At 37.4% G+C, this 7,819-nt stretch carries 10 protein-coding genes; 4 read left to right on the forward strand and 6 right to left on the reverse strand.

The annotated features are described in order from the left end of the window. Positions 1–1,035, forward strand: a 1,035-nt coding sequence (locus tag ACW73I_RS22560; RefSeq protein WP_458031758.1) for a hypothetical protein, incomplete at its 5' end; no start/stop codon positions are given. A 15-nt stretch (positions 1,036–1,050) separates the two neighbouring features. On the opposite strand, the gene ACW73I_RS22565 is transcribed toward ACW73I_RS22560, so the two are convergent. From ACW73I_RS22565 to ACW73I_RS22580, 4 genes are read right to left on the reverse strand one after another with little or no spacing between them, the layout of a single operon-like run. Beyond that, a complete protein-coding gene (locus ACW73I_RS22565) occupies positions 1,051–1,566 on the reverse strand; it encodes a hypothetical protein (RefSeq protein ID WP_458031759.1) in 516 nt (171 codons plus the stop codon). Positions 1,567–1,609: 43 nt separating this feature from the next. Further along, complete coding sequence (locus tag ACW73I_RS22570) at positions 1,610–2,170, reverse strand: hypothetical protein (RefSeq protein WP_458031760.1); 561 nt, start codon at positions 2,168–2,170, stop codon at positions 1,610–1,612. Next, positions 2,167–2,655, reverse strand: coding sequence for a hypothetical protein (locus ACW73I_RS22575; protein ID WP_458031761.1), 489 nt, complete (start codon positions 2,653–2,655; stop codon positions 2,167–2,169). The genes ACW73I_RS22570 and ACW73I_RS22575 overlap by 4 nt, the downstream gene beginning before the upstream one ends. Next, positions 2,646–3,866: an AAA family ATPase gene (locus ACW73I_RS22580; protein ID WP_458031762.1), complete on the reverse strand. Its 1,221-nt coding sequence runs from the start codon at positions 3,864–3,866 to the stop codon at positions 2,646–2,648. Before ACW73I_RS22580 ends, ACW73I_RS22575 begins: the two co-directional genes overlap by 10 nt. 324 nt (positions 3,867–4,190) lie before the next feature. On the opposite strand from ACW73I_RS22580, the gene ACW73I_RS22585 reads away from it, so the two are divergent. Further along, entirely contained in the window at positions 4,191–4,592 is a 402-nt protein-coding gene (locus ACW73I_RS22585) for a hypothetical protein (protein WP_458031763.1), read from the forward strand. Positions 4,593–4,598: 6 nt separating this feature from the next. Further along, positions 4,599–4,934, forward strand: a complete 336-nt coding sequence (locus ACW73I_RS22590; RefSeq protein ID WP_458031764.1) for a hypothetical protein — start codon at positions 4,599–4,601, stop codon at positions 4,932–4,934. An 84-nt stretch (positions 4,935–5,018) separates the two neighbouring features. Here the strand turns inward: ACW73I_RS22590 and ACW73I_RS22595 are convergent, their stop codons facing one another. After that, positions 5,019–5,750, reverse strand: a complete 732-nt coding sequence (locus tag ACW73I_RS22595) for a hypothetical protein (protein ID WP_458031765.1) — start codon at positions 5,748–5,750, stop codon at positions 5,019–5,021. A gap of 411 nt (positions 5,751–6,161) precedes the next feature. Here ACW73I_RS22595 and ACW73I_RS22600 point away from each other — a divergent pair, with 411 nt between their 5' ends. After that, positions 6,162–7,244: a hypothetical protein gene (locus ACW73I_RS22600; protein WP_458031766.1), complete on the forward strand. Its 1,083-nt coding sequence runs from the start codon at positions 6,162–6,164 to the stop codon at positions 7,242–7,244. Positions 7,245–7,248: 4 nt separating this feature from the next. Here ACW73I_RS22600 and ACW73I_RS22605 read toward each other — a convergent pair whose 3' ends face one another. After that, positions 7,249–7,608 carry a hypothetical protein gene (locus ACW73I_RS22605; RefSeq protein ID WP_458031767.1) on the reverse strand — a complete coding sequence of 120 codons (360 nt, stop codon included), beginning with the start codon at positions 7,606–7,608 and terminating at the stop codon, positions 7,249–7,251. Positions 7,609–7,819: the final 211 nt, after the last annotated feature.

Raw genomic sequence — 7,819 nt, forward strand, 5'->3', positions numbered from 1 at the left:
ACCGCCCGGCGCTACGGCTTCCAGGGACTACTCAACCTTCACTCGCTGGCGCTTCGTTTCCAAGGTTTCGCAGCGTATGACAAAATCGTCAAGAACATATATATGCATGAATGGGATCACGAGCTCGTATTCCAAGCAATCATGTCAGAGTACGTTCCATCAAACGCATCTGGATATTTGATAGCAAAAACATTCAGAATCCCTCGATCAAGAGCTGATGCTTTTAAAGTCACTCAAGGTGTATGCTCTACCACTGGCAAGAAGATTAATTTCCAGACTGTAATGACATGGTCAGTAATGACTAATAATATGGTGCTTCCAATCGGATATAGACTTCTCGATCCGAAATTGTCAGCACCGGATTTATTCGATCAAAGTGAGGTATGTAATTTAAAAAGCCGTATTGATGAAAGACGGATCACCGTTTATACAGATTCCGACCTAGGGATAAATAAATCGTTCTTAGATTATTTAGAAAGTAAAAATGTTGGCCTAAGTTATATTGTTGAGCTGACTGGAGACTTCAAAGTGGTCTTGTCTGGTCCTATTACAGCAGGTGTGAATAATTTAAAGCCAAAACCAACCGCAGTGTCAGAATTAGCAAAAGTTTTGCTGCTAGATGATGCAAAATTTATAGACACTAGTCGGAAGTCATTTCAAGAGAAAGCGTGGCAGGTTGGTGATGATCGTCAAAGCTCATATTTTGCTTTGAAAAAGGTAAGAATTTTGACTGAAAGATATCAGCACAATAAAGTTACCCTAAGCAATGAAAAGTATTTGCTAATCGAGTGGCCTTTGAAAGAAGATACGCCAACAGGGTATTGGCTAACGAACATTACAATAAACTCAAGAGGCACATCATCAACGACACTAGGCTCTTTAGTTGATCGCATTAAGAAGTGCACCAAAAATGAAAATGTTTTTGATAGATTAAAAACTGATTATTTTTTATACGGTTACCATGCTAAAGAATATAGCACTTTTTATCATCATGCCGCGTTGTGTATTATCGCTTACGTATTAGCTATTAATTGAATATTCTGTTTTCCGTCAAGATAGAAGGCTAATATCGCTAACATAAAACCTGCATAAACTTTGATTTACTGTTGGTTTAGATGTTAATTTATTTGAATTTTTTAAATGACTATACAGTATGTTATCTTTGTTTTTGTCATTAATGATATGCTTATTGTAATCCTCTTGATTCATGGATGTATTTCTATTTTTAACCAAAACATATTTCATTTCTTCTTTGCAGAGAGCGATGCTAAAGCCACACTGCGCTAATATTTTTTTATAGTTTCTATATCCGTCTTTATTTTTTTTCGATGTTGATAAGGCAAGATAGTCTGTCGATTGTCTAATATACTCACCTTGAATCTTGTGTATTTTTCCAGGAGATAATGAAAAAAAATCTGATGCTGACTTGATTGGTTTTGATCTATCTCTGTTATTAATCAGAAAATAAATCACCTTGGCCTCAATAGTATGCCAATTAGGTGGTGACAAATTTTTGACATTATTTTCCCCATAAAAACTGAATAGAAAAGCGGATTTTTTTGTCATGGACATCAGACAAGCAGACTAAACGCAATCAACCAACCTTCGGTCAGACATCGACCAAGAAATCTAGCTCTGAGATCATTTGAATTGCATGATTCCATTTTTTTATTATCAGGTTATTCTGTGTTCTCGATGATGAGTACATTTCGAGCAACCGACACCAACGTTTAGCTGACTTAATATCGCGCGCAACCTGCAACACCAGGCGATGTTGGTAGGAAGCGATGATCTCAGGAGATATAACTGCTTCTGAATTGGTAGTCGCAGGCTTGAGCAATATTCTTATCGTATTAACGCAGTAGCTATAATCTTCACCCGATGCGATAAGCAGGAATAAATCATGCTTTTTGTGAGCTTCATTTGAGTTCTCAATTTTTTCAAGTTTGTTGACATAGCTTTCGGTGATTGAAAAAAATTGAGCTAGATGGATCAACATAGCATTAAGCATAAAATCCAATTTCTGGCGCAGCACCCTATCGTCATCATCTGTACTGTTAGAACTAAAGTCATTTGATTGCATAGACTGACTAAAACTTTTGTTAGTGTTAGATTTGTCAGAGCGAATTGAAGCATCAAGGCTTTTAGCTTTATTTATCTGAGCACTCATAATGATGTGCTCACTGGTTCAAAATCCAAATTAGTAAATCTGATTAATTCGATACGCCAACGCTTGAACAAGAAATTGCTTGTCTCCGCCATCGGCATTTGATCAATTACATTAGCTATACGTCTTCTGTCTAAAATTACTTGCGCGACAAGTTCATGTCGGAGTCGTATGTAAAATGCCAGTGGTACTTGATACGAACATTCATCACTATGTAATAAATCGTGATATTGCGAAATTACAGTCGAGTATTGGTCAATTGACTGGAGAAGATCGATAAAGACATTTTTGCTCTTTGCCGATGATGATTTGCCATTCGGTAAGAAACCCTTACGATAATATTCGGTTGTTTCGACTAAAATTCCTGTAAGTTCATTCATGTTTTCAATAAGGGCTTTGGACTTATCCCAGACTGTACGCATAGTGTCGACGAGAATTTCCGCGCGTTGATAATCGCTTAGTTGTGTTGCCTCGTGATTTAGGGCCATACAAACCCCATTTTGCATTCTTGAAATTCTTGAGCCTGGCACCCTGACAAATGGTCTATCTGTAGTTCATGCAATTGATCAGATGAAGGTTTCTGGGCTGAAGCCGCAGCAATACCGCGTGCCAAAATCAGACCAGCCTCGCGTGGCGTTTTATTTGCCAGATAGTCAATGACCGGCTTACTTAGATCGGGTCTAAAGACTTGTTGAACGCCTTCTTCTTCCAGTTTCCGTCGGTACATATTCAAGACGATGTGCCGCATTTGCTGAGGGGTTGGTGGAGAAAGCTCTATGATACGAAATCGAGATAAGATGACTCTCGAAATAGCATGGATATTGTTAGCTGTTGCAATAAAAGTCACGTAGGAAGCATTTATCGGCAAATTTTGGGCAAATGCGTCATGGTACTGGCGCATCTGTGGCCGTTCTAGCAATGTGTGCAGCGCTAAATAGGGGTCCAAATTTTGGTTTACGAGTCCTTTGCATGCTTCATCAATGTGAATAACGGGATTAGCGCAGGTACCGTACAACAGCTTTTTAAGCACCAAGCCTATATGCGAGCCATTCCAACCAGAATCCTGTCCGCATAGACCCCAACTGCTACTAGCACTACTAAAGTCATAAAAGCCGTAATCGACATTCAGTGCCCTACAAATCGCCTGAACTACACAAGTTTTACCGATTCCGGCTGGCCCAGAAATAAGAACAGGTGGAAAATATATCGCTTTGTTAGTTGAGATACTGCGTAAATGCAAAAAATCCTGGATGTAGCTCAGTAGATCATGAGCATTTGGATAATCTATAAAAAGCTGTTGAAACCGTTCAAATGTCTCGCGAGTTGGTTCGACAAGAGGTTTTGTCGCGTGCTCTGGTGAAAGTGATCCATAAAATTTTCGCTCATCACGTCCTACTGAAGAGCGATCTGCTAATTCCTTGACAAGCGAATAATCGAAGATTGTAAGCGTTGAATTGTTTTCTTGATCTGGCTGGTCATTTGATTGATCCGATCCTGAACTTTCGTCAGCATCCGATCGTGGCAATGAGCCGAAGAGTTTTTTGTAAATTTCCTGGTATTCGATTGAGTCAGAACTTATGTCAGAGTCTAGCGGTTCTGCTTTATTGATGTCTGTTTGAGATTTTTGATCCGGGTTCAGATCGGCAGGATGCGGTTTTGTAGAGCATTCGTTGCAAGGTTGATTGTTATTTTTTGTCATAGCTCTCGGTAGTCAGTGGAGCGATGACATTAAGTCTTATTTTTAGTTTTGTCAAACAACAAGTACGGCAATAACTCATAAGAGATAGCTAATATTTACTACAAATTAGGCGCCGTCTGTGTCTGAAACTGGTTATTGCTTTTAATTACATGTAAGCACTCGTTTTGATGCCGCTAAACCCGCAAAACGACTTCTACTATTTCCATTACATGCAGAGCATATAGCCTAAACAACAAATATAATTATATTTCGATTGACAGGGTATTCAGAAATAATGTGCTAAACTTAAAGTAACTGGTTTTTCAATATAAAATAATTAATTATATGGATAGTACGCTTGAGTTTCTGACGAAACAAATAAGTATTTTGCAGAACGACGCTGATCCTAATGATGCAGAATTTGTTTGTTACAAGTTAGGTCAAAATGACCAAAACACAAAATCTTATGCAGTTAATCAATTGGTGCAAGCTAATGCCATTTTAGTTAGCCATCGTACCGGAATCTATGGATATGGTTACGGCATAGCGTATATTGATGATGATACCCCATGTCTTATGCATGACATTGCATTCGAAGAGTTTATTGATGTGTTGGGCAACAAGGAGCTATCGTCTGAACATTTGGCAGTGATAATAAAAAACTGCACTACTGATCAGCAAATCAAGATTTTAAGCCATCTTGAAAACAAAAAACTACATGACATTATTAATCAATTGGTATTCTAGCTGACTATGGATTTAATAGAAATTGTCAGAGATCAAGAGCAACGGGGTATCGATGCCCTTTTTTGTGGGGAAATCGAAGGTGTTCAGTGGATTTTGGGTGGGAATTATCTAAGAATCGAATATAGAGCTAGCGGTGGAAAAGTCTTGGATAGCCACCCTCATGTTAATACGCTTATTAAAAGACTAGCTCAATCCAATTTATGCCTTAAACGTCAACAAGACATATTGCATGGATGTGAGCATTATGCAGTCTTGAAATATTTAGAGTGCATTCTACAAAATGCTCAGATAAGTCAAATAATTACAGATAGCGTTGTCAACGAAGAACATTTGGGATTTTGAAAAACATTAACTGATGATCTTCGCTTGCTCAAGAATCAATGCTTTCCGAAGAAGAGACATTCTCAGTAGCGACACAGATCACGTTCATATGTGCGGCGAATAAGGTTTTGCATCCAAAATTGCATCAGATAGTTCTCTCAGTGTGTAAACACTTCTTGATTTGTACCGACCTGGTTCCATTTCTGAATCTGGTTCGTGAGGTTTCTTACCGCGATAATAAATTGACCATCCGTTATTGAATGCATTTCGTTGAATATAAAAATCTTCAATCCATCGGCAATCGAACTGCAAGTCACTAAACGTATACACTTCTGATGTAGCTCCTATGGTTCTATAGTTATTAATCTCCTGCACGACAACGCGAATTGATGTTGTATGGATATGCTGTTCGGTTCCATCAGCTTCAGTTTTTATAAAATGAAAAAAAGGCTCAATTTTACGACAATCGAATCTCCATTCTTGAGCCTCAATGATTAAGTCTAATATTGTTGGAAAACTTTTTCTAACGGTATCATTATGCTCAATTACATGATTGAGCTTATCGATAAATTTTGACAGAAGCTGTAAGCATTCTGGGTGAGTAATTCCAAATCTAATCAAAAACTCATTAAGCAGCTTATTTCTGCTATTGCCTTCACACACCTTAGTTGTTGGTATCTCGTCTCTTACGATCCGATTGGTAAACGGATCAATATAATCAACATGTTCAAATCTTTTGTCATTAATAATGAACTTAATATCTATTAGATAATATTTTGACTTATCCTGCTTTTGACTGTGAGCTAGGCTTTTAATTGTAATTCTGTAATCGTCCATTTTTATCTCTATCGTCCGTAATTGCATTATTAATATAATACCATCAGGCTATTAAAATAGTTAATCAATTGTATTATTTTATGCTAACCCAGATTACAAGGAAAGTTGGAAAATATTTTAGACTGAGTTTAATCGCTAAGACCTGCTTAACATTTGCATAGCAATTGTTAAGCAGATATTAAGCATCTGTCATGCATTTGACGTTAATATTATTCTCGTTTACGATCGGAATAATATGGGAGTATGCGTAGAGCGTTAGCTGCATACTCGTCTTCTTTGGTGAATGCAATGAACCAACAGGCGAATAACATGAGCACTCTATGCGAATGCGGAGCTGAGCGATGGATTAATGTTTGTCACTAATCGAATATATGTAATACTTATAATAAGTAAAACAATGGACGAAGGTTTATGGATAAAAATAAGCATGACCTAAAGGAGCGATATAGTATTATTGCAAAAGCACGCGAGTATCATAAATATAATATTTCACGAAACGTTTCAGAGAAAACCAGGCAAACTTATAACAAAATTGCAGAAAGACTAATATTCACTGATAAATGCTTACCTATTGATTGTGATGTATGTAAATCAAGCTATTACGTTTATAAAGCCGCATTTGTATCTTTCTTACTGGACAAAATTAGCGAAACAATCCCAGGCCTTGATAAGCTAAAAAAACTGAATAGTGATATATGGGAAGAAGAGACAAAAAAACTGGCTCAGTATCTTGATCTCATCAATGCAATTGGAATTGATGTTAACAAATCAAATCTGAATAAATCGATTTCTGGCGAGTATAAATCGCTTTGGTGTAAAAAAGAGCAAAAAACAAAGATCGCTCCTAAAAACTCGAAAGCAAAGCGTTTAAAAACATTGCCTAAAAATTGGGCTGCAAAAATCTTTCAAGCGGCTATTGATAGCAATACCCCCTTTTGCGATGTCATCGCAGTGATGTCGATCACTGGCTGCCGCCCGCAAGAAGCGGGTTATGGGATATCTCTCTCACTATGTGATGATGGCTCAATCGAATTTTCAATCAACGGGGCAAAAACGAACGGTGGGGTTTATGGCCAGGAGTGGCGGAGTTTTTCAGTGTTTACTGAGTCTGCCGAGTTCGAACACTTGGTCAATCGGCTAAAAATCAGTAATGGACAAATGGTTGTCAAAGCAAATCCTGGTGCAATTTGCGACAAGGTCACTTATTTAAGTAAGAAATGTATGCCGCAGTTGAAAAGTCCTGTAACAGCGTATTGTTACCGTCATAGATTTTCAGGGATTTTGCATGGGTTAGGGCTCGATCCTGAATTAATTTCTATGTCTTTAGGGCACTGCACAGATGCCTCGAAGGTTTATTATTCTTCATCATCCAGAACAGGTGATTCTAGATTTAAGATATCTAATATCAATTCTGAAAAAAAGGTAAAATTGAAAAATAACTTTAAAAAGCCATGGCATTCCTACTGGAAATCAGGAGCTAATACAATGAGATGATTTTTTATTTAGTATTACAGACCACCTGATAATTTATAACGATTTCATTATATGCTAAGCATCCAGGATTGCGAGCAGAAAAGCTATCAAGATATTTTCTATGCCCTACTTCATTTTCATCGCTAACAAGCCAGGCATAACCTGACAGTTCCATTGCTTCAGTATAAGCTGTGGGATCATATTCAAAGCAATCAACAACTACAAATTTATTGTCGCCATTTAGCTCGACATACTTAATTATTTCCTTACCCGATTCGATATTCCTTGAAATCTCAAATAACCTGTCGTATTCACTATTAAAAAAATCATCTCCTGACTTTATGCGAATCCAGTTATCGCCTTTTGTTATATTATACGAACTCATATATTCACCTTATGCACATGCTTGTTATATTATAAGCAAAAAATCTCATAATGATAATATTGTCACAGCTAAAATATAATACCTAGCTATTATTTAGTGCTTAATAAAAATATAAGCTAATTAATATTGGCATTCGCTGCGAAACCTTGGAAACGAAGCGCCAGCGAGTGAAGGTTGAGTAGTCCCTGGAAGCCGTAGCGCCGGGCGGTTT

It is taken from the genome of Methylomonas sp. MgM2 (assembly GCF_054172045.1).

What these genes read in the sequence shown, in the direction of transcription:
- ACW73I_RS22580 (WP_458031762.1), bottom strand. Translation starts at nt 3,866, where the DNA reads ATGACAAAAAATAACAATCAACCTTGCAACGAATGCTCTACAAAACCG.
- ACW73I_RS22565 (WP_458031759.1), bottom strand. Translation starts at nt 1,566, where the DNA reads ATGACAAAAAAATCCGCTTTTCTATTCAGTTTTTATGGGGAAAATAAT.
- ACW73I_RS22590 (WP_458031764.1), top strand. Translation starts at nt 4,599, where the DNA reads ATGGATTTAATAGAAATTGTCAGAGATCAAGAGCAACGGGGTATCGAT.
- ACW73I_RS22570 (WP_458031760.1), bottom strand. Translation starts at nt 2,170, where the DNA reads ATGAGTGCTCAGATAAATAAAGCTAAAAGCCTTGATGCTTCAATTCGC.
- ACW73I_RS22605 (WP_458031767.1), bottom strand. Translation starts at nt 7,608, where the DNA reads ATGAGTTCGTATAATATAACAAAAGGCGATAACTGGATTCGCATAAAG.
- ACW73I_RS22585 (WP_458031763.1), top strand. Translation starts at nt 4,191, where the DNA reads ATGGATAGTACGCTTGAGTTTCTGACGAAACAAATAAGTATTTTGCAG.
- ACW73I_RS22595 (WP_458031765.1), bottom strand. Translation starts at nt 5,750, where the DNA reads ATGGACGATTACAGAATTACAATTAAAAGCCTAGCTCACAGTCAAAAG.
- ACW73I_RS22600 (WP_458031766.1), top strand. Translation starts at nt 6,162, where the DNA reads ATGGATAAAAATAAGCATGACCTAAAGGAGCGATATAGTATTATTGCA.
- ACW73I_RS22575 (WP_458031761.1), bottom strand. Translation starts at nt 2,655, where the DNA reads ATGGCCCTAAATCACGAGGCAACACAACTAAGCGATTATCAACGCGCG.